23 protein-coding genes are annotated in these 23,868 nt (G+C 71.9%); 15 read left to right on the top strand and 8 right to left on the bottom strand.

The annotated features are described in order from the left end of the window. Window positions 1-3 precede the first annotated feature (3 nt). Genes ABZ815_RS09610 through ABZ815_RS09580 form a run of 7 tightly spaced genes read left to right on the top strand, consistent with a single transcriptional unit; the run spans window position 4 to window position 7,461 of the window. Window positions 4-1,344, top strand: coding sequence for an extracellular solute-binding protein (locus ABZ815_RS09610; RefSeq protein ID WP_357695867.1), 1,341 nt, complete (start codon window positions 4-6; stop codon window positions 1,342-1,344). Between the two features lie 57 nt (window positions 1,345-1,401). Beyond that, entirely contained in the window at window positions 1,402-2,358 is a 957-nt protein-coding gene (locus tag ABZ815_RS09605; protein ID WP_357695865.1) for a sugar ABC transporter permease, read from the top strand. Further along, the gene (locus ABZ815_RS09600) at window positions 2,355-3,185 is read left to right on the top strand and encodes a carbohydrate ABC transporter permease (RefSeq protein ID WP_357695863.1); all 831 of its coding nucleotides are present in this window, start codon (window positions 2,355-2,357) and stop codon (window positions 3,183-3,185) included. The genes ABZ815_RS09605 and ABZ815_RS09600 overlap by 4 nt, the downstream gene beginning before the upstream one ends. Next, window positions 3,182-4,591 (top strand): GH1 family beta-glucosidase, encoded by a 1,410-nt coding sequence (locus ABZ815_RS09595; protein ID WP_357695861.1) that lies wholly within the window; start codon window positions 3,182-3,184, stop codon window positions 4,589-4,591. The genes ABZ815_RS09600 and ABZ815_RS09595 overlap by 4 nt, the downstream gene beginning before the upstream one ends. Then, entirely contained in the window at window positions 4,572-5,570 is a 999-nt protein-coding gene (locus tag ABZ815_RS09590; protein ID WP_357695859.1) for a LacI family DNA-binding transcriptional regulator, read from the top strand. Before ABZ815_RS09595 ends, ABZ815_RS09590 begins: the two co-directional genes overlap by 20 nt. A gap of 53 nt (window positions 5,571-5,623) precedes the next feature. Further along, a complete protein-coding gene (locus ABZ815_RS09585) occupies window positions 5,624-6,451 on the top strand; it encodes an aldose 1-epimerase family protein (RefSeq protein WP_357695857.1) in 828 nt (275 codons plus the stop codon). Window positions 6,452-6,468: 17 nt separating this feature from the next. Continuing rightward, window positions 6,469-7,461 carry an aminoglycoside phosphotransferase family protein gene (locus ABZ815_RS09580; protein ID WP_357695855.1) on the top strand — a complete coding sequence of 331 codons (993 nt, stop codon included), beginning with the start codon at window positions 6,469-6,471 and terminating at the stop codon, window positions 7,459-7,461. Here the strand turns inward: ABZ815_RS09580 and ABZ815_RS09575 are convergent. Beyond that, window positions 7,408-9,654, bottom strand: coding sequence for a M64 family metallopeptidase (locus ABZ815_RS09575; protein WP_357695853.1), 2,247 nt, complete (start codon window positions 9,652-9,654; stop codon window positions 7,408-7,410). The genes ABZ815_RS09580 and ABZ815_RS09575 overlap by 54 nt on opposite strands. Window positions 9,655-9,731: 77 nt before the next feature. On the opposite strand from ABZ815_RS09575, the gene ABZ815_RS09570 reads away from it, so the two are divergent. The 4 genes from ABZ815_RS09570 (at window position 9,732) to ABZ815_RS09555 (ending at window position 14,320) form a co-directional block, all read left to right on the top strand. Continuing rightward, the gene (locus ABZ815_RS09570; RefSeq protein ID WP_357695850.1) at window positions 9,732-10,679 is read left to right on the top strand and encodes a LysR family transcriptional regulator; all 948 of its coding nucleotides are present in this window, start codon (window positions 9,732-9,734) and stop codon (window positions 10,677-10,679) included. A 114-nt stretch (window positions 10,680-10,793) separates the two neighbouring features. Then, complete coding sequence (locus ABZ815_RS09565; protein WP_357695848.1) at window positions 10,794-11,990, top strand: FAD-dependent oxidoreductase; 1,197 nt, start codon at window positions 10,794-10,796, stop codon at window positions 11,988-11,990. Window positions 11,991-12,058: 68 nt separating this feature from the next. After that, window positions 12,059-13,396 (top strand): class II 3-deoxy-7-phosphoheptulonate synthase, encoded by a 1,338-nt coding sequence (locus ABZ815_RS09560; RefSeq protein ID WP_357695846.1) that lies wholly within the window; start codon window positions 12,059-12,061, stop codon window positions 13,394-13,396. A 156-nt stretch (window positions 13,397-13,552) separates the two neighbouring features. Beyond that, on the top strand, window positions 13,553-14,320 hold the full coding sequence (locus ABZ815_RS09555; RefSeq protein ID WP_357695844.1) for an SAM-dependent methyltransferase: 768 nt from the start codon (window positions 13,553-13,555) through the stop codon (window positions 14,318-14,320). Between the two features lie 37 nt (window positions 14,321-14,357). Here the strand turns inward: ABZ815_RS09555 and ABZ815_RS09550 are convergent, their stop codons facing one another. Beyond that, on the bottom strand, window positions 14,358-15,209 hold the full coding sequence (locus tag ABZ815_RS09550; protein ID WP_357695842.1) for a LysR family transcriptional regulator: 852 nt from the start codon (window positions 15,207-15,209) through the stop codon (window positions 14,358-14,360). Window positions 15,210-15,235: 26 nt separating this feature from the next. On the opposite strand from ABZ815_RS09550, the gene ABZ815_RS09545 reads away from it, so the two are divergent. Beyond that, on the top strand, window positions 15,236-16,654 hold the full coding sequence (locus tag ABZ815_RS09545) for an MFS transporter (protein ID WP_357695840.1): 1,419 nt from the start codon (window positions 15,236-15,238) through the stop codon (window positions 16,652-16,654). Here the strand turns inward: ABZ815_RS09545 and ABZ815_RS09540 are convergent. Then, a complete protein-coding gene (locus tag ABZ815_RS09540; protein ID WP_357695838.1) occupies window positions 16,620-16,994 on the bottom strand; it encodes a thioredoxin family protein in 375 nt (124 codons plus the stop codon). The two genes, ABZ815_RS09545 and ABZ815_RS09540, sit on opposite strands and share 35 nt — an antisense overlap. Window positions 16,995-17,156: 162 nt before the next feature. Further along, the gene (locus tag ABZ815_RS09535; protein WP_357695837.1) at window positions 17,157-18,860 is read right to left on the bottom strand and encodes an ExeM/NucH family extracellular endonuclease; all 1,704 of its coding nucleotides are present in this window, start codon (window positions 18,858-18,860) and stop codon (window positions 17,157-17,159) included. A 106-nt stretch (window positions 18,861-18,966) separates the two neighbouring features. Here ABZ815_RS09535 and ABZ815_RS09530 point away from each other — a divergent pair, with 106 nt between their 5' ends. Continuing rightward, window positions 18,967-20,337, top strand: coding sequence for a pentapeptide repeat-containing protein (locus tag ABZ815_RS09530; protein ID WP_357695835.1), 1,371 nt, complete (start codon window positions 18,967-18,969; stop codon window positions 20,335-20,337). A gap of 53 nt (window positions 20,338-20,390) precedes the next feature. Further along, complete coding sequence (locus tag ABZ815_RS09525) at window positions 20,391-21,542, top strand: hypothetical protein (protein ID WP_357695833.1); 1,152 nt, start codon at window positions 20,391-20,393, stop codon at window positions 21,540-21,542. Between the two features lie 71 nt (window positions 21,543-21,613). On the opposite strand, the gene ABZ815_RS09520 is transcribed toward ABZ815_RS09525, so the two are convergent. The 3 genes from ABZ815_RS09520 to ABZ815_RS09510 are packed head-to-tail and all read right to left on the bottom strand — an operon-like array spanning window position 21,614 to window position 22,714. Then, a complete protein-coding gene (locus ABZ815_RS09520; protein ID WP_357695831.1) occupies window positions 21,614-22,045 on the bottom strand; it encodes an SRPBCC domain-containing protein in 432 nt (143 codons plus the stop codon). Then, window positions 22,038-22,364 carry a metalloregulator ArsR/SmtB family transcription factor gene (locus tag ABZ815_RS09515; protein WP_357695829.1) on the bottom strand — a complete coding sequence of 109 codons (327 nt, stop codon included), beginning with the start codon at window positions 22,362-22,364 and terminating at the stop codon, window positions 22,038-22,040. Before ABZ815_RS09515 ends, ABZ815_RS09520 begins: the two co-directional genes overlap by 8 nt. Further along, complete coding sequence (locus tag ABZ815_RS09510; RefSeq protein WP_357695827.1) at window positions 22,361-22,714, bottom strand: VOC family protein; 354 nt, start codon at window positions 22,712-22,714, stop codon at window positions 22,361-22,363. Before ABZ815_RS09510 ends, ABZ815_RS09515 begins: the two co-directional genes overlap by 4 nt. A 104-nt stretch (window positions 22,715-22,818) precedes the next feature. Between ABZ815_RS09510 and ABZ815_RS09505 the strand changes: the two genes are divergently transcribed. Continuing rightward, window positions 22,819-23,502, top strand: a complete 684-nt coding sequence (locus ABZ815_RS09505; RefSeq protein WP_357695825.1) for a permease prefix domain 1-containing protein — start codon at window positions 22,819-22,821, stop codon at window positions 23,500-23,502. Here the strand turns inward: ABZ815_RS09505 and ABZ815_RS09500 are convergent. After that, the gene (locus ABZ815_RS09500) at window positions 23,494-23,829 is read right to left on the bottom strand and encodes a helix-turn-helix transcriptional regulator (protein ID WP_357695823.1); all 336 of its coding nucleotides are present in this window, start codon (window positions 23,827-23,829) and stop codon (window positions 23,494-23,496) included. The two genes, ABZ815_RS09505 and ABZ815_RS09500, sit on opposite strands and share 9 nt — an antisense overlap. Window positions 23,830-23,868: the final 39 nt, after the last annotated feature.

Below are 23,868 nucleotides of genomic sequence, written 5' to 3'. Positions count from 1 at the left end.
CCCATGATGATCAGCAAGCGTCGCGGTCTTGCCGCGGCCTCAGCCCTGGCCGCGGCGGCGCTGACCGTCGCGTCGTGCGGCAGCGGCGACACGCCGGCCGCCGGCGGCTCCCCCGCCTCCTCCGCGGCGGCGGCCGAGCCCGTCACCATCCGGGTGCAGACCTTCGGCGGCGGCTCCAACTTCGGCTACAAGAACGCCATCGAGAAGTGGAACGCCGAGCACAAGGACATCCAAATCAAGGAAGAGCACCTGACCGACCAGTTCGAGCAGCAGTACTGGCCCCAGATGATCCAGTGGCTGCAGTCCGGCAACGGCGCCGGTGACGTCGTCGGCATCGACGAGGGCGGCATGGGCCTGGCCAAGGCGCACCCCGAGTGGTGGGCCGACCTGAAGGAGTACGGACTTGAGGGCCGCAAGGCCGACTACCCCGCCTGGAAGTGGGAGAACGGCGTCACCGCCGACGGCAAGATCTTCGGCCTCGGCACCGACATCGGCGGCATGAGCCTGTGCTACCGCGCGGACCTGTTCAAGAAGGCCGGGCTGCCCACGGACCGCGAGAAGGTCGCGGCGCTGTGGCCGACGTGGGACGACTTCATGAAGGTCGGCCAGCAGTTCCAGGCGAAGGTGAAGGACACCAAGTTCACCGACGGCACGAACACGCTCTACAACGTGGTGCTGTACCAGGAGGCGGCCAAGAACGGCAACGTCGCCTACTTCGACAAGGACAACAACCTCATCGTCGACAAGAACCCGGCGGTCAAGGCGGGCTTCGACTTCGCCTCCAAGCTCAGCCAGTCCGGCCTGACGGCCAAGCTGCGCAACTTCACCGACGAGTGGGCGGCGGGCACCCAGAAGGGCGCCTTCGCCACGGTCGGCTGCCCGTCCTGGATGCTCGGCGTGGTGTCGGGCAACGCCGGTGACGGCATGAAGGGCAAGTGGGACGTCGCCTCGGTGCCCGGCGGCGGCGGCAACTGGGGCGGCTCGTGGGTGGCCGTGCCCAAGCAGTCCAAGCACCCGAAGGAGGCCGCGCAGGTCGCCGACTACCTGACCAGCGCGCAGACCGAGGCGAGCATCTTCACCGACTTCGGCAACATGCCGAGCAACAGCAAGGCCCAGGCCGACACCGCCGTGCAAGGCGCGAAGAACGAGTTCTTCAGCGACGCCCCGATCGGTGAGATCTTCGCCAAGTCGGCGGAGAGCCTGCAGCCGGTCTTCCTCGGTGTGAAGCACGCGCAGGTCAAGAACGCGGTCGAGTCGGTCATCCAGGGCATGGACGACGGCTCGGTGGCCTACGACAAGGCCTGGCAGCAGCTGGTCGACGACGCGGTGAAGGCCGCGGGCTGATCTTGCTCCGCCCGGCCCGCGATCCGCGGGCCGGGCTTGCCGCCGAAAGGTCTGTTCATGAGCTTCGACTCCCATCCGCGGCCGGTGCGGACGAACCGCCGCCGTGCCCGCCCTCCCGGCCGCCTCTGGCGTTCACGACTTGACGTCAAGGCCATGCCGTACGCCCTGGTCTCCCCCTACTTCCTGCTGTTCGCCGCCTTCGGGCTGTTCCCGCTGGCCTTCACGCTCTACTACTCGCTCTACGACTACGACCTGGCCGGCGACACCAAGTGGGCCGGGCTGGGCAACTACGCCGCGCTGCTGACCGACGAGGACTTCTGGAACGCCGTCACCAACACCGTCGGCATCTTCCTGCTGGCCACGATCCCGCAGATGCTGATGGCCCTGTTCCTGGCCAACGCGCTGAACAAGAAGCTCCGCTGGCGCCTGCCGATCCGCATGAGCGTGCTGTTGCCGCTGGTCACCTCGGTGGTCGCGGTCGCGGTGGTGTTCACGCAGCTGTTCGCCCGCGACTGGGGCCTGGTGAACTGGGTCCTGGGCATGTTCGGCGGCGAGAAGACCAACTGGCGGGCCGAGCGCTTCCCGTCCTGGCTGGCCATCGCCGCGATGGTCGACTGGCGCTGGACCGGCTACAACGCCATCATCTTCCTGGCCGGCATGCAGACCATCCCCAAGGACCTGTACGAGGCGGCCGCCATCGACGGCGCGTCCCGGCGGCGGCAGTTCTGGCAGATCACGCTGCCGATGCTGCGCCCGACGATGATCTTCGTGGTGCTCAACTCCACGATCGGCGGCCTGACGCTGTTCTCCGAGCCGACCACCTTCTACAACGGCAACGTGGACGGCGGCTCCCAGGGCCAGTTCCAGACGGTGGCGATGTTCGTCGTCAAGCAGGGCTTCCGCGAGTTCGACTACGGCTACGCCGCGGCCGCCGCCTGGCTGCTGTTCCTGCTGATCCTCATCGGCGCGGCCGTCAACTTCCTGTTCGTCCGGCGGATCGGAGGCGCCAAGTGACCGCCTGGAAACCGACCGTCATGACGCGGGTCATGCTGGGGGTGGCCATCTTCCTGTCGGCGTTCCCGCTGTACTGGATGCTGGTCATCGCCTCGCGCACGAACTCCGACGCCGTGGCGGTGCCGCCGAAGTTCCTGCCCGGGGGCAACCTGGGCGAGAACATCGTGGCGGTGCTCAACAACGAGGACGCGCACTTCCTGCTCGGCCTGACCAACTCCTTCATCAGCGCGGCGATCGTCACGGTCTCCGTGGTGATCATCTCGACCCTGGCCGGGTTCGCCTTCGCCAGCCTGCACTTCAAGGGCCGCAACATCCTGCTGCTGCTCGTGCTGCTGACGATGGCGGTGCCGTTGCAGCAGATGGGCGTGGTCCCGCTCTACCGCATGATGGTGAGCCTGGAGTGGACCGGCACGCTCAAGGCGATCATCCTGCCGTACCTGCTCAACGGGTTCGGCGTGTTCCTGATGACGCAGTACACGCGTCAGGCCGTGCCGAACGAACTGGTCGAGGCGGCCAGGGTGGACGGCGCGGCGACGCTGCGGATCTGGTGGAACGTCGTGCTGCCGGCCGTGCGTCCGGGCATGGCGGTGCTGGGCATCAACACCTTCATGCTCATGTGGAACGACTACATGTGGCCGCTGATCGTGCTGACCCCGGACAACCCGACCGTGCAGATCGCCATCAACTCGCTCAACGCGCGCTACTCGACCAGCTACTCGCTGATCTTCGCGGGTACCGCGCTGTCCATCATTCCGCTCATCGCGGTATTCGTCGCATTCGGCCGCCAGATCGTCGGCGGACTCATGGAAGGTGCGGTCAAGGCGTGACGACACAAGAGGAACAGATTCGTCCCGGGCTGCGCTTCCCCGCCGGCTTCGCGTTCGGCGCGGCGACCTCGGCGTACCAGATCGAGGGCGCGGTCACCGAGGACGGGCGCGGCCCGTCCATCTGGGACACCTTCACCAAGACGCCGGGCCGGGTGCTCAACGGGCACCACGGGGACGTGGCCATGGACCACTACCACCGCTACCAGCAGGACGTCGCCATCATGGCGGAGCTGGGCCTGACGGCCTACCGCTTCTCGGTGTCCTGGCCCCGGGTGCAGCCGACCGGCTCGGGCGCGGTCAACCAGAAGGGCCTGGACTTCTACAAGCGGCTCACGGACGAGCTCCGGCAGAACGGCATCGACCCCTGGCTGACGCTCTACCACTGGGACCTGCCCCAGGAGCTGGAGGACAAGGGCGGCTGGCCCAACCGCGACACGGCCTACCGTTTCGCCGAGTACGCCTCGATCGTCCACGAGGCGCTGAAGGACCACGTCCACACGTTCAGCACGGTCAACGAGCCATGGTGCGCCGCGTTCCTCGGCTATGCCTCGGGCGAGCACGCCCCGGGCCGGCGTGAGCCGCGCAACGCGATCAGGGGCGCGCACCACCTCAACCTCGCCCACGGCCTGGCCGTCCAGGCGATGGACGCGCGCCGCGTCGGCGGCTGCGTCAACCTGTACGCGATCTCCCCCGAGACCGGCAGCGAGGCCGACCTGGAGGCGGCCCGCCGCATCGACGGCCTGCAGAACAGGTTCTTCCTGGACGCGCTGCTGACCGGCCGCTACCCCGAGGACGTCCTGAACGACATCCCGATCGACGACGACCTCGTGCAGCCGGGCGACATGAAGATCATCAACGCTCCGATCGACGTGCTGCTGGTGAACTACTACAGCCGCTTCACCGTCTCCGGCGCGCCCGGCGGCAAGGCGTCGGCGGCGGCGGCCCCCACGGACACGGCCTCGCCGTGGGTGGGCAGCGAGCACGTCTCGTTCGTCAACGGCGGCCGGCCGGTCACCGCGATGGGCTGGGAGATCGACGAGGGCGGCCTGGTGGAGGTGCTCACCCGGGTGGCGCGGGACTACCCGCCGATCCCGATGGTGGTCTCCGAGAACGGCGCCGCCTTCGACGACGTGCTGGCCGACGGCCGCATCCACGACGCGCAGCGGCAGGCGTACGTGGAGGCGCACCTCGGCGCGTGCCGGGAGGCGATCGACGCGGGCGTGCCCCTGCAGGGCTACTTCGCCTGGTCGCTGATGGACAACTTCGAGTGGGCCTGGGGCTACGGCAAGCGCTTCGGCCTGGTCCACGTCGACTTCGACACCCAGGAGCGGCTGCTGAAGGACAGCGCGCACTGGTACTCGGAGATCATCCGGCACAATAGGCGACATGAACCGACCGACTCTTGAGGCAGTCGCGGCCCGGGCCGGTGTGGGCCGGGGCACGGTGTCGAGAGTCATCAACGGCTCGCCGAACGTCAGCGCCAAGGCCCGCGAGGCCGTCGAGCTGGCCATCCGCGAGCTGGGCTACGTGCCCAACAGGGCGGCGCGTGCTCTCGTCACGCGCCGCACGGACACGGTCGCCCTGGTGGTGTCCGAGTCCCAGTTCCGGGTCTTCGACGAGCCGTACTTCGCGGGCACCATCCGCGGCATCGGCTCGGCGCTGGCCGAGACCGGGCTGCAGCTGATCCTGGCGATGGCGCGCTCCCCCGAGGAGCACGAGCGGCTGGAGACCTACCTGACGGGGCAGCACGTCGACGGCGTGCTGCTGCTGTCGCTGCACGGCGCCGACCCGCTGCCGGGCAGGCTGGAGGAGATGGGCGTGCCGACCGTGCTCGGCGGCAGGCCCGTCGGCCTCGACCCCTACAGCTTCGTGGACATGGACAACCGGGCGGGGGCCAGGCAGGCGGTCAAACACCTGCTGGGCCTCGGCCGGGCCGCGATCGCCACGATCGCCGGCTCCCAGGACATGGGCGTGGGCGTCGACCGTCTGGCCGGCTACCGCGACGCCCTGCTGCCCTCGGGGCTGCCGGAGATCGTGGCCTTCGGCGACTTCTCCGAGGAGAGCGGCGCCACCGCCATGCAGGAGCTGCTGGAGAGCCATCCCGATCTCGACGCCGTCTTCGCCGCCTCCGACCCGATGGCCCTGGGCGCGATGCGCGTGCTCAAGGCCGCGGGCAAGGCGATCCCGGGCGACGTGGCGGTGATCGGGTTCGACGACTCCAAGGCCGCGCTGCACGCCGACCCGCCGCTGACCACCGTCCACCAGCCGACCGAGGCCATGGGCCGGCAGATGGCCCAGCTCCTCGTGGCCCGCATCAACGGCGAGGAGCTGCGCCAGCCCGTGGTGATCCTCGACACGCACCTGGTTCGCCGAGAGTCGGCCTGACCAGGGGATATCCTGGCCCGGCTGCTCGCAGGCCCGACGAAAGGACCTTCTCCGTGCCCCAGCTCGAAGGCGGCGGCTACACCGCGCAGATCAGCCCGCGTGGCGCCGCGGTCAGGACGCTCAGGCACGGCGGGCGCGACCTGGTGACGACCTGGCCCGAGCAGGGCCCGGTCCCGTACTTCGCGGGCACCGTCCTGGCTCCCTGGCCCAACCGGGTGGGCGGCGCCCGCTACACCTTCCAGGGCCGCCCGTACCAGCTGGAGGTGACCGAGCCCGACCGCGGTCACGCGCTGCACGGCCTGGTCGCCGTCGTCGACTGGAAGGTGGCCGAGGCCGAGGCCGATCGCGCGCGCCTGACGTACGAGCTGGCCGGGGCCCCCGGCTACCCGTTCACGCTGGCGCTGTCGGTCGAGCACCGGCTCGGCCAGGGCGGCCTGACCACGACGGTCACGGCCCGCAACGCCGGCGAGGCCGACGCCCCCTACGGCTGCGGGCCCCACCCGTGGCTGCTGGGCGAGGAGCTGGAGCTGCCCGCCGCCCGCTACCTGGAGACCGACGACCGGCTGCTGCCGGCCGGCCTGGCCGACGTCGCCGGCACCCCGTACGACTTCGGCAAGCCGCGCCCGGTCGGCGACACCGTGATCGACCACGCCTTCACCGGGCTCGACCGCGGGGAGGTGCGGGTCGGCGGGGTGCGGCTCGCCTGGGACCCGGCCGTGCTGCCCTGGGTGCAGGTCTGCACGAGCCGGCAGCTGGGTTACGAGGGCGTCGCGGTCGAGCCGATGATCTGCCCGCCCGACGCCTTCAACTCCGGCACCGACCTGGTCGTGCTGCGGCCGGGCGACGAACACGTGGCGAGCTGGACGATCAGCGCCGCCTGAACCCGGAAGGGGCCCACGTGGACAGTAGGACCAAGCGCCGTTTATCGCCCGCCGAGCTCGACGCGCTGGCCCGGCGGGCCGTGGGGGCGGGCGTCTTCACGGCCACCGAGCTGACCGACGGCTACGCCAACGCGGTGTGGCGGCTGACCCTGGAGGACGGCCGCGAGGTGGTGCTCAAGCTGTCGCCCTCGCCCGATCTCGACCAGCTCAGCTACGAGCGCAACCTGCTGCGCATGGAGGCCGCCGCCTACGAGCTGGCCGCCGCCGCGGGCGTGCCGATGGCGGAGCTGCTGGTGGCCGGGTTCGACGACCCGGTGCTGGGCGGCGACTACCTGATGCTGAGCGCCCTCGACGGCGTCTCCTGGAACGACGTCAAGCCCGAGGGCGAGCGGGCGCTGCGCCGGGAGCTCGGCCGCCACCTGGCCGCGTTCAACGCGGTGACCGGCGAGGTGTTCGGCTACCCGCACGCCGGGATCGTCGGCTCGACCTGGCGGGAGGCGTTCCTGGCCATGGTGGGCGCGCTGCTGGCCGACACCGAGCGCTACCCGACGCCGCTGCCCCGCCCGGCCGCCGAGATCATGGCGGCCTTCGAGCGGGCCGCGCCGGTGCTGGACGAGGTGACCACGCCCTGCCTGGTGCACTTCGATGTGTGGGCCGGGAACGTGTTCCTCGACCTGACCGGCGAACCGCGCATCCAGGCGATCATCGACCACGAGCGCGCGTTCTGGGGCGACCCGATCGCCGAGTTCGTCACCCCGACGATCTTCGACGAGCTGCGCGAGGACGACCCGCTGCTGGCCGGCTACCGCGAGGTGACGCCGCTGGAGCTGACCGCCTCGGCCCGCGCCCGGCTCGACCTCTACCGCGCCTACCTCTACCTGATCCTGCTGGTGGAGAACGGACCCCGGCAGTACCCGGAAGCCGAGTACGCCAGGGTCCGTGATCTGGCCGTCAGCTCACTGGCGGAGGTCCTGGACCGCCTCGTACGGCTTCCCCTTGACGCCCGCTGACAGCTTGCCGCACTGACCGCCGCCCGCGCCGTTCACCTGGTTCGGCACGCCGAGGTCGGCCGGCGCCGGGGTGTTGCCGGTGCAGGCGAGCGCGCCCTTGACCGCGACGCCCGACAGGATCGGCGCGGTGTTGCCGGTGAGCACGGCCGCGCCGCGCAGTTCGCCGCCCACGACGGTGAGCTGCCGCGCGCCCGTGACGCTGAGCGCGCCGTCCACGCGGGTCCTGATCAGGTGCACGGCGGCGGGCCCGGCGGCGGTGAGGGTGCCGCTGATCCGGCCGCCGTCGGTCACCAGCGAGGCGCCCGCCTTGACCGTGACCGGGCCGGTGACCTGGGCGTCCTTCAGGCAGGTGACGCCGTCGGCCACGGTGAGCGGGCCCCGGTGCGCGCCGGTGACCGTGCGGTCGCAGGCGGGCGGCGGGGCGATGGTGGTGACGGTGAAGCTCTTGGCCTGCCCGTAGTTGCCGGCGGCGTCGATCGAGCGGTATTCGACGGTGTGCCGGCCGCGCGGCAGCTTGCCGTAGACGAGGGAGTCGATGACCGTGCCCTCCTCGGTGAACGTCCAGGGCAGCTCGGAGGAGGTGGGCCAGCCGAAGTAGTTGAACCAGCCGTCGCCGTCCACCCGGGACTCCGAGACCACGTACCCGTCGCGGTCGTCGTCGCCGGTGAGCTTCATCGTGAACGGGGCGTTGTAGACGTAGGTGTCGCCGGAGCGGGCGAGCGGCTCGGACAGCTCGTACCCGGTGGTGGGATCGGCGGCGTCGACCTGCCAGGTCAGCGTCGTGCCGCCGAGGGTGGCCGTGAGGGTGTGCGCGCCGGGCGTCAGGCCGGCCGCGCCCAGGTCGAACTCGGCGCCGGTGCCCGCCTGCCTGTCACCGTCCAGCGTCCAGGTGACGGCGGGGACGGCCGCCGCCGGGTGGGTGGTCTCCACGTAGACGACGGCGGCGCGCCCGGCCGGGCGGTCCGTCGGCGTGGACGACACGATGCCCGCCTGGACGCCGTCGGGCGGCGTGGTGAGCGTGGTGTCCACGGTCCAGGTGCGCGTCCTGGTCATGGCGGCCCTGACCGCCGGGTCCCGGACGAACTCCGTGGGGTCGGCGACGGTGGCGGTGACCGTGTGCGTGCCGGGGGCCAGGCCCAGGGTGCGCAGGTCGAGGACGTCGGCGTCGCCGGGCAGGTTCTTGCCGTCCACGGCCCAGGTGGTGGTCAGCGAGTGCCCGGCCGGGCGCATCGGCTCGATCCAGAGCACCCGGTCGGCCCCGACGGGCGCGGACGTGGGCGCGGAGTCCTGGATCAGCATCGTCTTGGCGGTGATGCGCTGGGTCATGACCTCGCGGCTGACCTGGTCGAAGTAGTAGCCGAGGGTCTTCATCATGGAATGCCTGCTCGGCCGCCACACGCCGCTCGTGTAGTACATGCCGCCCTCGAAGCGGGCGATCGGGCCGCCGGACTCGCTGTCCTCGCCCAGCCACCGCCACCACTTCCTGCGCTGGTCGAGCATCTGCTGCTCGGTCAGCAGGCTGTGGTGCGCGCTGGACGGCTCGGAGCCGCCGTAGGTCCCGCCGGGGACGCCGCGCTGGTAGTAGTCGTACTCGTCCTGGAGGCCGCCCAGGGAGTGGCCGAGCTCGTGCGGGCTGATCAGGGCGGACATGGAGTTGCTGCCGGAGGCGGTGGCGTAGCTGCCGCCCGCGCCGCCGTAGGTGCCGCTGTTGGCCAGGGCGAGGATCTGCCGGTTGCCCGACGTCGTCCCGGTGACCAGGTTGGCGAAGCGGGTGGCGGCGGAGTTGTCCATGGTGATCAGGCGCTGCACGCTGCCCGGGTTGCACCCTCCCCAGAAGCCCATGCTCAGCGGGGTCGTACGGCGGGGCGCGTCCAGGCCGGGGTCGCAGCTCACGCCGGACTCGCCGGAGACGATGTCGATCCGGTAGACGTTGATGTAGTCGCGGTAGGTCTTGAACGGCTCGATCGACCACATCACGTTGAGGTGCCGGTCCACGTCGGCCCGGAACTTCGCCTGCTCGGCCTCGGTGTAGCCGTCGCCCATGACGATCAGGTTGAACCGCTTGGCGGGGGCGCCGGTGACCTGGACCGGCACGACCGTGGCCGCGCCGGGCCCGTCAGCGGCCGCGGACGCGTGGGCGGATGGGACATATAAGACGGCGGCGGCCAGCACCAGGGCCGCGAATTTACGCATGTCATGCACTATCGGCCCGAAAGGTGCAGGAGTCTCATCCCATAAGGGCATAACTCCGGAGTGATAGCTTCTGCGGGATGCAGCTCGAACTGAGACATCTCAGGACGCTGCGCGCCATCGCCGACCAGGGCAGCGTGACCAGGGCCGCGGCGGCGCTCGGCGTCTCCCAGCCCGCGCTCACCGCCCAGCTGGGGCGGATCGAGCGCCTGCTCGGCGGCGCGGTCTTCACCCGGGACCACCGCGGCGTGGCGGCCACCGCCTTCGGGGAGTTCGTGCTGGCCAGGGCGCGGGTGGTGCTCGCCGGGGTGGACGATCTGCTGGCGGCGGGGCCGTACGAGCTGGCCGGTCAGTCGATCCGGGTGGGCAGCTTCGAGAACCCCGTCGTCGTGCCCCTCGTCGCGAATCTGGCGGGCGCGCTGCCCGAGGCGCGCATCACGCTGCAGACCGAGCACTTCGTCCGGGTGCTGGTGGACATGGTGGCCAACGGGCGGCTCGACGTGGCCCTGGTGGCCGACTACCCCGACCACGAGCTGCGGCCCAGCCCGGCCATGGGCATGGGGGTGGTGGCGGTCGAGCCGGTGTTCGTGGCGCTGCCCGCCGCCCATCCGCTGGCCGGGCGGACGGAGGTGGAGCTGGCCGAGCTGGCGGGCGAGCCGTGGGTGCTGCCGCCGCCCGACGGCATGGGGTGGCCGGAGCACCTGCTGGAGGCGTGCGGGCGGGCCGGGTTCACGCCGCGCGGGCGGTACCAGCTCGTGGAGGCCGGGGTGCGGCGGGAGCTGATCGCGGCCGGGCACGCGGTGTCGGCCTGCCAGGCGCTCTACGACCCGGGTGAGCGGGTGGCGGTGCTGCCGCTGCGGGGGAACCCGCTGTGGATGCGGCAGGTGCTCATCTGGCGGTCGTCGTTCGCGGCGCACGCGCCGGCCCTGCTGGAGAGCGCCCGCGCCGCGCACGCCGCCGTCGCGGCCCGCAGCACGGCGTACACCGCCTGGACCGCCCGCTACGGCCGCCCGCCCCTCACCTCCTGACCCGCTCCTGACCCGCTCCTGACGCGCGGTCCCCTCCACCCTTCGGCACGCCGGAGGGGCGGAGGGCTTGCCCATTTCCCCGGAGAGGGAGACAATCTCATTGGGTGATGAATTATGACGTGTGTAATAGCCGGAGGCGGTCCCGCCGGGGCCGTGCTCGCACTGCTGCTGGCCAGGGCCGGCGTCGAGGTGACGCTGCTGGAGAAGCACGCCGACTTCCTGCGTGACTTCCGAGGCGACACGATCCATCCCTCCACCCTGCGCGTGCTCGGCGAGCTCGGGCTGGCGGAGGAGTTCCTCAAACTGCCCCACCGCAAGGCGCACGAGCTGAGGCTGGCGACCGACGCCGGTGACATCAGGCTCGCGAGCCTGCGCGGCCTGCCGGGCGGCTACGACTACATCGCGTTCGTTCCCCAGTGGGACTTCCTCACGCTGGTCACGAAGGCCGCGAGCGCGTACCCGAACTTCCGGCTGCTGATGAACGCCGAGGCCTACGACCTGATCCGCGAGGACGGCGCGGTGCGCGGGGTGCGCTACCGCGACCCGTCCGGCGAGCACGAGCTGAGGGCGACCCTGACCGTGGCGGCCGACGGACGGCGCTCGGTGCTGCGCGAACGCGCCGGCCTGGTCCCCCAGGACCTGAAGGCGCCGATGGACGTGCTCTGGTTCAGGCTGCCCCGGCACGACGGCGACCCCGACGACACGTTCCTGCGTGTCTCCAGCGGCCACATGATGGTCGCCATCAACCGCGAGACCTACTGGCAGCTCGCCTACCTGATCCCCAAGGGCGGCTACGGGCCACTGACCAAGCAGGGCATCGACGCCCTCAGGCGCCCGGTGGCCACGCTGCTGCCGTACCTGGCGGACCGGGTGGGCCAGATCGAGGGCTTCGACGACGTCAGCGTGCTCACGGTCGCGCTCAACCGGCTGCGCCGCTGGCACCGCCCGGGGTTCCTGTGCATCGGTGACGCGGCGCACGCCATGTCGCCGGTCTTCGGGGTGGGCATCAACCTGGCCGTCCAGGACGCGGTGGCCGCGGCCAACCTGCTCGCCGCGCCGCTCGCCGCGGGCCGGCCGATCACGGAGGCCATGCTGCACCGGCTGCAGCGCCGGCGCATGCTGCCCACGCGGATCACGCAGGCGGCCCAGCGGGTGGTGCAGAACCGGGTGATCAGCGCCGCGCTGGGGCGGCGGTTCGACCCGTCCGGGCTGCCGCGCGACGTGACCAGGATCCCGCTGCTCAACCGGCTGCCGCGGCGTTTCATCGGGTTGGGCGTACTCCCTGAGCACGTAAAGTCTCCCGAAAGCTGATAAATGCATTCTCACAACGTGGACAAGGGGGTCAGTGGGGCGGGGTCAGTGGAATACCCTCGTATCTCGTGAGCAGCAATCTCGTGGATCTCGATTCCTGGCGAGCCCTTCCCGCGGCCCAGCAGCCCGACTGGCCCGATCGCGGTGAGCTCGACAAGGTCGTCGCCGAGCTCGGCGGCCTGCCCCCGCTCGTCTTCGCCGGCGAGTGCGACCAGCTCAAGAGGCAGCTGGCGGCCGTCTCGCGCGGGGAGGCGTTCGTCCTGCAGGGCGGCGACTGCGCCGAGACCTTCTCCGGCGCGACCGCCGACAACGTCCGCAACAAGCTCAAGACGTTGCTGCAGATGGCGATCGTGCTGACCTACGCGGCGAAGGTGCCGGTCGTGAAGATCGGCCGGGTGGCGGGCCAGTTCGCCAAGCCGCGTTCCAAGGGCACGGAGGTCCGCGACGGCGTGGAGCTGCCGGCCTACCGCGGCGACATGGTCAACGGCTTCGAGTTCACGCCCGAGTCGCGTCAGCCCGACCCGTGGCGGCTGCTCAAGGCGTACCACTCCTCGGCCGTGACGCTCAACCTGGCGCGTGCCTTCACCAAGGGCGGCTACGCCGACCTGCGCCAGGTCCACGCCTGGAACCAGGACTTCGTGGGCGAGTCGCCCGCCGGGCGCCGCTACGAGCAGCTCGCCCGGGAGATCGACCAGGCGCTGGCCTTCATGCGGGCCTGCGGGGCCGAGCCCGAGGAGTTCCACACGGTCGAGTTCTACGCCTCCCACGAGGCCCTCATCCTCGACTACGACCGGGCGCTCACCCGCATCGACTCGCGCACGGGCCTGCCCTACGACGTCTCGGCGCACATGGTCTGGATCGGCGAGCGCACCCGCCAGCTCGACGGCGCGCACGTCGACTTCTTCGCCGGCATCCGCAACCCGATCGGCGTCAAGCTCGGCCCGACGACCTCGCCGAAAGAGGCGCTGGCGCTGATCGAGAAGCTCAACCCGGACAACGAGCCGGGCCGGCTCACGTTCATCACCCGGATGGGCGCCTCGAAGATCCGCGAGCACCTGCCCGCGCTGGTCAAGGAGGTCACGGCCGCCGGCGCCCAGGTGGCCTGGATCTGCGACCCGATGCACGGCAACACGTTCGAGGCGCCGAGCGGGCACAAGACGCGCCACTTCGACGACGTGCTCGACGAGGTGGCCGGGTTCTTCGAGGTCCACCGCGAGCTCGGCACGCACCCGGGCGGCATCCACATCGAGTTCACCGGCGACGACGTCACCGAGTGCGTGGGCGGCGGCCACGAGATCGTCGAGGGCGACCTCGCCACCCGTTACGAGACCGCCTGCGACCCGCGGCTCAACCGCGGCCAGTCGCTCGACCTCGCCTTCCGCGTGGCCGAGCTGTACCGGGGCTGAGCACGACGCCTTCCCGGGGCTGACCGCGGTCTCCTGCCGGGTTCCGCGCGGCGTGTCTCTCCGGGGCGCGCCGCGCGGGCAACCGAACCGAATTCCGGTGCGGGCGGGGTCGGCACGGCTATGATCACGCGAAAGACCGAAATTTCGGGAGAAAACGTGGACAGTGCCCCCGAGGGGGTCGACCCCAACGTCCCCAACGTCGCGCGGATGTACGACTACTACCTCGACGGCAAGGACAACTTCGCGGCCGACCGCGCCGCGGCGGAGCAGATCCTCAAGGTGTTCCCCAACACCAAGGAGGCCGCCCGCGCCAATCGCGCGTTCCTGCAGCGGGCCGTCCGGCACCTGGTGGACTCGGGCGTGCGGCAGATCATCGACCTCGGGGCCGGGCTGCCCACGCAGGGCAACACCCACGAGATCGCTCCCGAGGCGCGCGTGGTCTACGTCGACTACGACTCGGTCGTGTGCGTCCACGGCCGGGCGCTGCTGGCCCGTACGGACAACGTCGACTTCCTCCAGGCCGACATCCGCGAGGTCGACCTCCTGCTGGACAAGCTGGGCGCCCTGGTGGACTTCGACCAGCCGGTCGCCTTCCTCATGCTGGCGATCCTGCACTTCATCCCCGACGAGCAGGCCCGCCCGATCGTGGCCGGGCTGCGCGAGGCCAGTGTCCCCGGCAGCCACCTGGTGATCAGCCACGCCATCGACGCCAGGCCCGACACCACCCCGCAGGCCCACCAGGTCTACAACCAGGCCACGGCCGCGCTGAGCCTCAGGACCGACAAGGAGATCCTGAGCTTCTTCGACGGTTACGAGCTGGTCGACCCGGGCCTGGTGTTCCCCCAGGACTGGCGGCCCACCGAGCCGCCCGCCCTGACGAGCGGCACGGACGTCGGCTACGTCGGCGTCGCCCGCAAACTCTGACGAACCCACCGGACCGCCCGGGTCGCGGCCTCCGTGGTCAGGGCAGGGCCGCCAGGAGCTGCCGCACCTTGGCCGTCGGCGGCCCGGACGGCACGGCGAGGTGGGTGAGCACCTCGGGCTCGTCCAGGCCGGCGTAGGCGACGCCGCGGATCGGCGGCAGCTCGTCGAAGACCGGGTAGAACAGCGTCCACGACGGCGGCCCCGCGGCCAGGTCGATGAGCGTGTCGTGCAGCCCGGTGAAGGCCGGGCCCCGCGGCGGGTCCACGCCCGCCCGCGCCAGCGCCCCGGTGACCAGGTCGTGGAAGGACGGGTTGCGCTCGCGGGGGGCGAGTCGTACGGGCAGGTCGCCCAGCTGGGCGAGGCCGAGCGTGCCGGCCGTGGCCAGCGGGTGGCCGGCGGGCAGCGCCACGACCAGCGGCTCGGTCCAGGCGGGGAAGAACTCCAGACCGGGCGCGCTGTCCACCAGCCGGACGAGGGCGGCGTCCAGGTCGCCCGAGCGGACCGCCGCCAGCCGCTCGGCGAGCCCCTGTTTGCTGAGCCGGACCCGCAGGCCGGGGTCGAGCCGGTCGAGCATCGGGTACAGGCGGGTGCCGGGCGCCCGCGACACGCCGAGCCGCAGGGTGGCTCCCTCCAGGTGGGCGGTGACCGCCCGGCGGGCGCGTTCGGCCGCGGCGAGCACTTCGCGGGCCTCGGGCAGCAGCCGCTCCCCCGCCTCCGTCAGCCGTACGTGCCGGGTCGAGCGGTCGAACAGGCGCGCGCCCAGTTCGCGTTCGAGCCGGCTCACCTGCTGGCTGACGGCGGGCTGCACGATGTGCAGCCGCTCGGCCGCCCGGCCGAAGCCGCCCTCGTCGGCGACGGCGACGAAGTAGGCGAGCTGGCGCAGCTCCACTGGGGCTCCATTCATCATGATCCGTGATGGCTGTCCAGGAGAACGTCTTCTGGTTCGCCCGCTCTTCCCGCGATGGACTGGCCCGCATGAACGGGAGTGGATTGATCGGGATCAGGCTGGGCGCGCTGTTCGGCCCGGCCGTGTTCGGCGTCACGGCGGCCGGGGTCGCCCTGCCGGACGTCGCCGCCGCGCTGGGGGCGCGTCCAGGCGCGGTGGTGTGGGTGCTGACCGCGCACGCCCTGGCGCTGGGCATCGGGACGGCACTGTTCGGACGCCTGTCGGACGCGTGGGGGGTGCGCCGCACGCTGCTGCTCGGCTCGGCGGTGCTGGCATCGGGGGCGCTGGCCTGCCTGGTGGCGCCGTCTCTGGGCACGCTCGTGGCGGCGCGGGCGGTGCTGGCGGCCGGATCGGGCGCGCTGTCGGCGGTCGCGCTGAATCTGGCGGCCACGACCGAGCCGAAGCGGCGTCATGCGGTGCTGGCCTGGTTCGGCAGCGCGATGGCGGTCTTCTCGGCGGGCGCGACGCTGGCCGGAGGGCTGGTCACCCAGGCGTTGTCGTGGCGGCTCACGCTCGCCTTGCCCGCGCTGGCGCTGGTGGCGGTGCCGTTCTGCCTGCCACTGGCGCGGCGGGCGGGGTCGGGCGGACGGGTGGACGTCGTGGGCGCCGGGCTGCTGGCGGCGGCGGTGTCGGCGTTCCTCGTGCTCGTCCAGTCGGCCAATCTGGGGCTGACGTGGCCGGTGGCGGCGCTGGCCGGGGCGGTGGCGGCGCTCGCGGGGGCCGCGCTGGTCCGGCGCACCCGTACGGTCGCCGCCGGGTTCGTCCCGCCCGACCTGCCCGCCGACCGGGTCTTCCGCCGGGCCGCGCTGATCGGCGTCGGCGTGTACGGCGGCCTGTTCGCCACCATGTGGGCCGCCCCGCAGCTCCTGGCCGGCGTGCACGGGTGGAACGTGCTGACGATCGGGGCCTGGCTGCTGCCGGGCGCGCTGGTGGGCGTGGTGCTGGCCAGGATCGCGGGCGGCCGGGCCTGGCTGCTGCCCGCCGTGGCCGCCGCCTTCGCCGCCTGCCTGGTCGCGGCCGGGCTCGCCGAGATGCTCGGCGGCGGACGGACGGGCGCGGTGCTGGTGGTGGTGGCCGCCTCGCTCGGGTTCCCGGCGTTCTCGCTGGCCCAGGTGGTGATCACGGGCCGGATGTCGGCGAGCTTCCCGTTGGAGCGGCGCGGCGGCGCGATGGGCCTGCTGAACCTGACGTTCTTCGTCGGCGGCGGGATCGGGCTGGGCGTGGCGGGGGCGCTGTCACGCGTGCTCGGGCTGCCCGGCACGCTCGTGGTGCTCGCGATGTTCCCGCTGGCCGCCGCCCTGACGCGGGTCGGGGGACGCGAGGGCCCCGCCGTGCAGGCGGGGCCTGCCGGGGTCAGTTCTGCTCGGCGTTCTTCAGCTCCTCGCTGAGCTCGGTCCTGATCGCGTCCATGTCGAGGGCCCGGACCTGGCGGATGAGGTCTTCGAGGGCCGGGGCCGGGATCGCGCCGGCCTGGGCGAACACCACGATGCCGTCGCGGATCGCCATCAGCGTGGGGATCGAGGTGATGTCGAAGCCCTGGGCGAGCGCCTGCTCCGCGTCGGTGTCGATCTTGCCGAAGGTGATGTCGTCGTGCTTGTCGGAGGCCGCCTCGAAGATCGGCCCGAACTTCTTGCACGGCGGGCACCACGTCGCCCAGAAGTCGAGCAGCACGATGCCCTTGTCAGCGATGTCGTTGAAGTTCTTCTCTGTTACTTCGATGGTCGCCACAAGTGGCTCCTCGCTCTTCGGTGAAATTGCAACCGTGTCAACCACGTACCCCCCACCAGCATTCCATGCCGCGGCGGCCCTCAAGCCCGATACGGCGGGCGATCTGGAACGCCGAAGGCGCGGCCCCGCGGGCCGCGCCTTCGGCTCGGGCGACGCGTGCGTTCAGTGGCCGCCGGGCAGGGTCAGGCCGATGACCAGCGGGTCGTGGTCGGAGGAGCGGTAGGCGTCCGGCTGGTAGAGGCCGGGCGGGTTGAACTCGGTGTTGTAGTCGCGGATGCGCGGCTCGTCGGAGTTGATGTGCCAGATGGTGGTGCTGGTCACCCGCTTGAGCAGCTGCTTGCCGGCGAAGGCGTGGTCGAGCTCGCCGGCCAGGCCGTCGAACAGGTAGCTGTAGCGCTGCGGCTCGGGCACGAACCGCTTGGTGAGGCTGGTCAGGCCGCCGGCCTCCAGCGTGTCGATCGGGTCCTCCTCGCCGTAGGCGTTGAGGTCGCCGAGCACGAGCGGGTTGGGCAGGTCCTGGTCATCGATGATGCCCAGCAGCGTCTGGGCCTGCTTGACGCGGGTGGGGTTCCAGCAGCTCTGGCCGTCGCCCTGGTCGGTGTCGGGGCCGTCGGCCGGGCAGGAGCCCTTCGACTTGAGGTGGTTGACGATCATGGTGAACGGCTGGCCGCCGCCCTTCCTGCGGAAGGTCTGGATCAGCGGCGGGCGGCTGAAGACGGGGTCCTGGGAGGCCCTGGTCTCGCCGACCGGGGTCAGCTTGCCCGGCTTGTAGATGAGCCCGACCTGGATGAGGTCCGTGCCGGGGTAGGGGTGGGTGAGCGCCGCGTACGTGCCGGCGCCGACCTCGGCGTTGACGGCGTCCACGAGCGCCTGCAGCGCGGTCTGGCCGTTGTTCTCGACCTCCATGAGGGCGACCGCGTCGGCGTCCAGGCCCTTCAGCGCGGCCACCAGCTTGGCGAGCTGCCGCTGCTGCTCGTTGGCGTTGCTCGCGCCGCGTGAGCCGATGGTGGTGAACCAGTTCAGGGTGTTGAACGAGGCCACCTTCACGTTGCCGACCACCGGGAACGGGCGCGGCGTGCGCGGGTTGGCGTCCAGGTAGGCGATCGGCTTGGTGGGCTGGAGGCGGTACTCGCCGAAGCCGTACCCGAGCACGCCGGTGATGCCCGCGGCCACGGTCCCCGCCCGCGTGACGGGCGGCAGGGTCGCCGGGTTCTCCCGGTTGGAGCCGTCGTCGACGAGCAGCGAGCGGCTCAGGTCGTGGGCGGGGTCCACGCCGGGCCGGTCGGTGGGCTGGTACAGGCGCCCGTGCGCCGACACCGTGACCTCGCCGAAGCGGCCCAGGTTGTAGTTGTCGTCCACGGTGAGCGGCTGCGGGAAGGTGAGCAGCATGTTCTCGACGGACTCCAGCCCCGCCCCACCCGCGGCCGGGGGCAGGGTGTACGGCTGCGCCGCCACGTTGCCGGCGCCGCAGACGTCCACGGCGGTGACCGGGGACAGCTCGGTCCAGCCGTTGTACTCGGTGGCCTTGCCGGTGACCAGGACGCGGTCGCCGACCTTGACGTCCTTGAAGGACTCGCGGGCGAAGACGAACAGGCCCTCGGAGGTCCTCGGGTCGGAGTCGGGCTGCGGGTCCTGCAGGAAGAAGCCGCTGAGCTGGTCGGTCCGCTGGAAGTCGCCGGTCACGACGCCTTCGACCCGTACGGTCTGGCCGGCCAGAGGACTGGCGTCGCCGCTGCCCTGCACCTCGGCGACGCGGCGGTCGGCCGGGGTGTCGCAGGGCGCCGCCGCCGTCTCGGCGAGGGCCGGGGTGGCGGTCAGGGTGCCCGCCACGAGGGCAGCGAGTGCTGCTCGGGATAAAACGCGCATGACCGGCACTTTAGAGGGATTATTGTCCGTATATTTCCACACAAAAGTGGATAGAACATTAAATCATCGAACCTTGACATTGGCGCACTGCGGGTATGACCAGTGCATGGACTGGGTCACCTGCGCGTTTTCTGCTGCCTGCCCCGGAATCGCCCACCAGCCGTCCGGCCTGTGCCTGGCGCATCTGCCGGCCGAGGACCTGCCCGCCGTCCTCGCCCGGCTGTCCCCCGGCAGGCTGCTCGACCTCCGCGGCACCACCGTCACCGCCGACCTGCTCTCGCGGGTCCTGGAGGCGACGAGTCGCAGACCGGGCCGCGCCCGGCTCGACCGGGCCAGGTTCACCGGCGACGTCAGGCTGTCGGGCGTGACGTTCGCCGGTGACGTGTCACTCGACGGGGCCAGGTTCGAAAGGCTGGCCTCCTTCTTCGGGGCGTGCTTCGAGGGGAACGTGTCGCTGGCCGCGGCCAGGTTCACGCGCGAGCTGTCCTTCCACGGCGTACGCGTCCGGGGGCACGTCTCGCTCGACCGGGCCGTGATGTCCCGCGACGCGCTGTTCGGCCAGGCCGTCTTCGAGCACGGGCTCTCCTGCGAGGGCGCCCGGTTCGACGGGTACGCCACCTTCGACGACGCCCGCCTGGGCACCGGCGGCACGTTCCGCGGCGCCAGGTTCGGCCGTACCCTCTCCTTCCGCAAGGTGCGCGGGCAGGCGGGGTTCGAGTACGCGCACTTCGCCGGCGACGCGTACCTGTCGGCCACCGGCAGGTTGTCGGCCGCGCGCGCCCGCGCCGACGGCCTGCTCGACGTGACGGTCGCGCGCTGCGGGGTGGACCTGCGGCGGGTCGAGGTCTCGGGGGCCGCCACCGTACGGCTGACCGACTCCAGCGCCGACCTGGAGGGCGCCGTGCTGCACGGGCCCGCCTCGGTGACCGGCAAGGGCCTGTCGATGCTCAGCTCGCTGCGCCAAGTGGACGCCGACAGCCTCACGCTGACCGGCCTCGACCTGTCGGGGTGCGGCTTCACCGGGCTCATGCGTCCGGCCGGGGTGCGGGTCAGGAACTGCACGTTCGCGCTCACGCCGCGCGGCGTGCGGGTCAGCCTGCGCCGTCCGATGCTGCGCTGGTTCTCGCGGCGCAGCGCGCTGGCCGACGAGCACGCCCTGCGCGGCTGGGACGCCTCCGGCGGCTCGCCCACCACGCCCGACCGGCTGGCCGCCCTCTACGCCGAGCTCCGCGGCCGGGTCGAGGACCGCGACACCTCGGCGGACTTCGCCTTCGCCGCCATGGAGATGCGCCGCCAGGCCGGCGAGCACTGGTGGCTGTCGCTGTCGTGGCTGCTGTGGGGGTACGGCATGCGCCTCGGCCGCGCGGTGGCCTGGTGCACGCTGCTCGCGGCGCTGACGGCGGCGGCGGTGTTGTGGAGCTCCACCTCGCACGCGGCCCGCCAGGCGGTCCACCACAACCCGGTCATCCACCAGTAGCCGGGCGGAAATGCGGTGGCAGGCGGCGGATCGGGCTCGCTAGGGTCGCGCCGGTGAGCATCGATCCACTGCCGCTGCTGTGGTTGTCGGGCCCCACGGGCGCCGGGAAGTCGTCGGCCGGGTGGGAGATCTTCGCCCGGCTCGGCCGCGGCGGCGTCAAGGCGGCCTTCCTCGACGCCGACCAGATCAGCCTCTGTCATCCGGCGCCGGATGACGGCACGCATCGCCTGCGGGCGCGCAACCTGGCGGCCCTGTGGCCGGGGTTCCGGCGCGAGGGGATGGACTGCCTGGTCCTGGCCGGTTTCGTGGACACGTCCGAGGAGGTCGGCCAGTACACGTCGCTGCTTCCTGGGGCGGCGTTCACCGTGTGCCGGCTGCGGGTCCCCCACGCGGAGCTGAGGGCGCGGTTCCTGGGGCGGGGCTGGCGTCCGGACCTGGTGGAGGAGGCCGTGGCCGAGGCCGTGGCACAGGACCGCAGCCGGTACGCCGACCTGTGGGTGGACACCGGCGGGCTGACGGCTCCGGAGACGGCCCGGCTGGTGCTCGACCGGCTCGGCGGGTGGCCGCCGACCGTGCCCGCTGGTTGTCCGGCGACCGTACCCGCTGGTTGTCCGCCGACCGCGCCCTCCGGCGAGGTTCCCCTGCTGTGGTTCTCGGGCGCGACGGCGGCCGGGAAGTCGACGGTCGGCTACGAGGTCTTCGGGCGGGTCCACCGGTCGGGCGTGCGGGCCGCCTACGTCGATCTCCGGCAGATCGCCGCGCTGCGCCCGTCCAGTGAGGACGAACGCCGCCGGCTCAAGGCGCACAACCTCGCCGCGCTCTGGGACGGGTACCGGGCGGCCGGGGCCGCCTGCCTGGTCGTCTCCGGCGAGGCGGACTCCGACGAGACCGTCCGCGGCTGCACCCGCCTGCTGCCCGGCCTGGCGCCGACCGTGTTCCGGCTGCACGCCTCCCCCGCCACGCTGCTCGAACGCGTCCTGCTGCGCGGCCGGGGAGGCGGCCCGGCGATCCCCGGCGACGAGCTGAGGGGGCTGGGCCCGGACGCCCTGCGGGCCGTGGCCGCGCGGGCGGCGCGGGAGGCCGCGGCCCTGGAGCGGGCCGGGGCGGGTGACGTGCGCCTGGACACCGACGGCCGCGCCCCGGACGAGCTGGCCTCACAGGCCCTGGCCCACCTGCCACCACCGGGCCCGAGCCCGCTCCGGTGACGGAGCCGAGTGGCCGCGAGGGAGTCGGACGCGGTGAGGCGCCGTGAGGCGCCGGAGCCGAGCGGCCGGGATCAGAGGGTGGCGGCGAGGGACTCGATCGTGGTGAAGTGCCGGGGCCAGCCGCCGCCCATGATCCGGCGGGAGAGCTGCTGGGTGGGGTCGTCGGGGTCGAAGCCCTCGTGGTCGAGGAACAGCCGGGTCCCCCGCCCCTCGGGCACCAGCCGCCAGGTGACCGTCCAGTCGGCCTGCTTGCGGTCGCTCCAGCTGATCCGCAGCAGCTTCTCCTCCTCGAACTCCAGCACCTCGCAGTGGACGACGCCGTCGAACCCCACCGCCTTCCTGGGCTGGGTGGTGAAGGTGAACCGGTGGCCCACCTCCAGCCGGAAGTCGTTGGGCATGAGCCAGCGGGCCATCAGCTCGGGGTCGGTCAGCGCCCGCCACACCTTGCGCGGCGGGTGCGCGAGGAACTCGTCCAGCCGGATCGCGGTCCGGTCGTCAGCCATCTTCTTCTTCCATCTCGTCGAGCAGTGCGGAGAGTCCGGCCAGCTTCCCGCGCCAGAACCTCTCGTACGGGGTGAGCCAGTCGCGGATCTCCATGAGCGGCTCCGGCTCCAGCTGGTAGTGCCGTTCCCGCCCCTTGCGGGCCTCGGCGACGAGCCCGGCGTCCTTGAGCACCTTGAGATGCTCCGAGACGCTGGGCCGGCTCAGGTCGAACCGCTCGGCCAGCCGCCCGGCGGGCTGGGGCCCCTCCTGGAGCAGCAGGCGCAGCAGCTCACGCCTGGCCGGGCTGGCCAGCGCGGTGAAGACGTGGTCGGCGGTCATGCCTGGCTGACCACGAACCCGTTGCCGAAGGGGTCGGCGAAGAGCAGCTGGCGTCCCCACGCCTCGTCGCTCGGCCCTTCGAAGGCGATCTCGTGGGCGGCGAGCCGGGCGGCGAGCGCGTCGAGGTCGGGTGCGGCCAGCACGAGCCCGCCGACGGGGGCCATGGCGGGGAACCAGGAGGCCAGCAGGAGCGTGGTCGCCGTGCCCTTGGGCGCGACGGTGAGCCAGCGGCCCATCGGGAACGGATTGTCGGTGCGCACCTCCAAGTCGAGCACGCCGGTGTAGAAGTCGAGCGCCCGCGCCTGGTCGGCGACGGGCACGGTGACGGTCAGAATCCCGGAAATCAGCATGTGGGCCACTATACGTAGGATTTTTCCGACATATCAAGCCGGTGCGCGAAATATCGGGGACTTCCCTGATAGGCCGATGGCGACCTACTCCGTAGACTGGGATCATGCGGATCGACGACTACGTGGCCGACCTCGATCGCGTGCTGTCCGGCCCCGCCGGCGCGAAGCGCGACCTGGTCGTCGAGGCGCGCGACAGCCTGTCCGACACCGCAGACGCCCTGGAGGCCGACGGGCTCGAACGCGCCGAGGCCGAGCGGCTGGCGGTCGCGGAGTTCGGCCCGGTCACCGAGATCGCCCCGGGCTACCAGAGCGAGCTGACCGCCGTGGCCGGGCGGCGCCTGGGCCTGCTGCTGTTCATCAGCGTCCCGCTGACCGCGCTCATGTGGTCGCTGGTGTGGCGGATCTATCCCGCCGACCCGGCGCTGTGGGTGGGCAGGCCCGCCTGGTACCACCTGCTCTCGCGGCTGCTGGACATCTGCCAGCTCGCGACCGGCCTGTACGGCGGCCTCGCCCTGCTGGCGCTGGGCCGGGGCGCCCGCTGGATCCGCCGCCCGCGCCTGGTGACCAGGTCGCTGGGCATCCTCGTGTGGGGCATGCTGCCGGTCGCGGGCGCCATGAGCCTCGTGCTGTCCTACAGTTCCTCCGGGCCGGGCACGATGACCGACTATCTGCCCGCGTTCCTGGCGAACCTGGTCACGACCGCGTTCTGGGGCCTGCAGATCTACGGCGCGACGCGCTGCCTGCGGGTCACCCGCGCCGGCCGGACCGCCGCGGAACCGTCAGCCTGAGGCCCGCGTGTCGGCCTGGAGCACGCTGCCGATCACGCTGGTGAACTCCCGCCAGGCCGACCGCTCCCCTTCGAGCTGCTTCCTGCCCGAGTCGGTCAGCCGGTACGTGCGCCGCTTGCGCCCGCCCACGGTCGCCCATTCGCTGGCCAGGTAGCCGATGCGCTCCAGCCGCCGCAGCGCCGGATAGACGGTGCCGGTGGGCACGCTGAGCGCGCCTCCGCTGCGCTCCTGGAGCGCCTCGATGATCGCGTAGCCGTGCAGCGGCTCGCGCTCCAGCACCGAGAGCAGCAACGCGTCCATGTGCCCGCGCAGCGCGTCTGGATTCATGTCCTAGATCCTAGACAACCGTTTCGCATGTAGCCAGTC

It is taken from the genome of Nonomuraea sp. NPDC047529 (assembly GCF_040642995.1).
GTDB lineage: Bacteria > Actinomycetota > Actinomycetes > Streptosporangiales > Streptosporangiaceae > Nonomuraea.
This window is presented reverse-complemented; position numbering and strand designations above follow the sequence as displayed.

Bases quoted from the DNA above. Each gene is read 5' to 3' on its own strand.
- ABZ815_RS09610 (WP_357695867.1), top strand. From the start codon at position 4: ATGATGATCAGCAAGCGTCGCGGTCTTGCCGCGGCCTCAGCCCTGGCC.
- ABZ815_RS09605 (WP_357695865.1), top strand. From the start codon at position 1,402: ATGAGCTTCGACTCCCATCCGCGGCCGGTGCGGACGAACCGCCGCCGT.
- ABZ815_RS09590 (WP_357695859.1), top strand. From the start codon at position 4,572: ATGAACCGACCGACTCTTGAGGCAGTCGCGGCCCGGGCCGGTGTGGGC.
- ABZ815_RS09575 (WP_357695853.1), bottom strand. From the start codon at position 9,654: ATGCGTAAATTCGCGGCCCTGGTGCTGGCCGCCGCCGTCTTATATGTC.
- ABZ815_RS09570 (WP_357695850.1), top strand. From the start codon at position 9,732: ATGCAGCTCGAACTGAGACATCTCAGGACGCTGCGCGCCATCGCCGAC.
- ABZ815_RS09565 (WP_357695848.1), top strand. From the start codon at position 10,794: ATGACGTGTGTAATAGCCGGAGGCGGTCCCGCCGGGGCCGTGCTCGCA.
- ABZ815_RS09545 (WP_357695840.1), top strand. From the start codon at position 15,236: ATGGCTGTCCAGGAGAACGTCTTCTGGTTCGCCCGCTCTTCCCGCGAT.
- ABZ815_RS09535 (WP_357695837.1), bottom strand. From the start codon at position 18,860: ATGCGCGTTTTATCCCGAGCAGCACTCGCTGCCCTCGTGGCGGGCACC.
- ABZ815_RS09530 (WP_357695835.1), top strand. From the start codon at position 18,967: ATGGACTGGGTCACCTGCGCGTTTTCTGCTGCCTGCCCCGGAATCGCC.
- ABZ815_RS09520 (WP_357695831.1), bottom strand. From the start codon at position 22,045: ATGGCTGACGACCGGACCGCGATCCGGCTGGACGAGTTCCTCGCGCAC.
- ABZ815_RS09515 (WP_357695829.1), bottom strand. From the start codon at position 22,364: ATGACCGCCGACCACGTCTTCACCGCGCTGGCCAGCCCGGCCAGGCGT.
- ABZ815_RS09510 (WP_357695827.1), bottom strand. From the start codon at position 22,714: ATGCTGATTTCCGGGATTCTGACCGTCACCGTGCCCGTCGCCGACCAG.
- ABZ815_RS09505 (WP_357695825.1), top strand. From the start codon at position 22,819: ATGCGGATCGACGACTACGTGGCCGACCTCGATCGCGTGCTGTCCGGC.
- ABZ815_RS09500 (WP_357695823.1), bottom strand. From the start codon at position 23,829: ATGAATCCAGACGCGCTGCGCGGGCACATGGACGCGTTGCTGCTCTCG.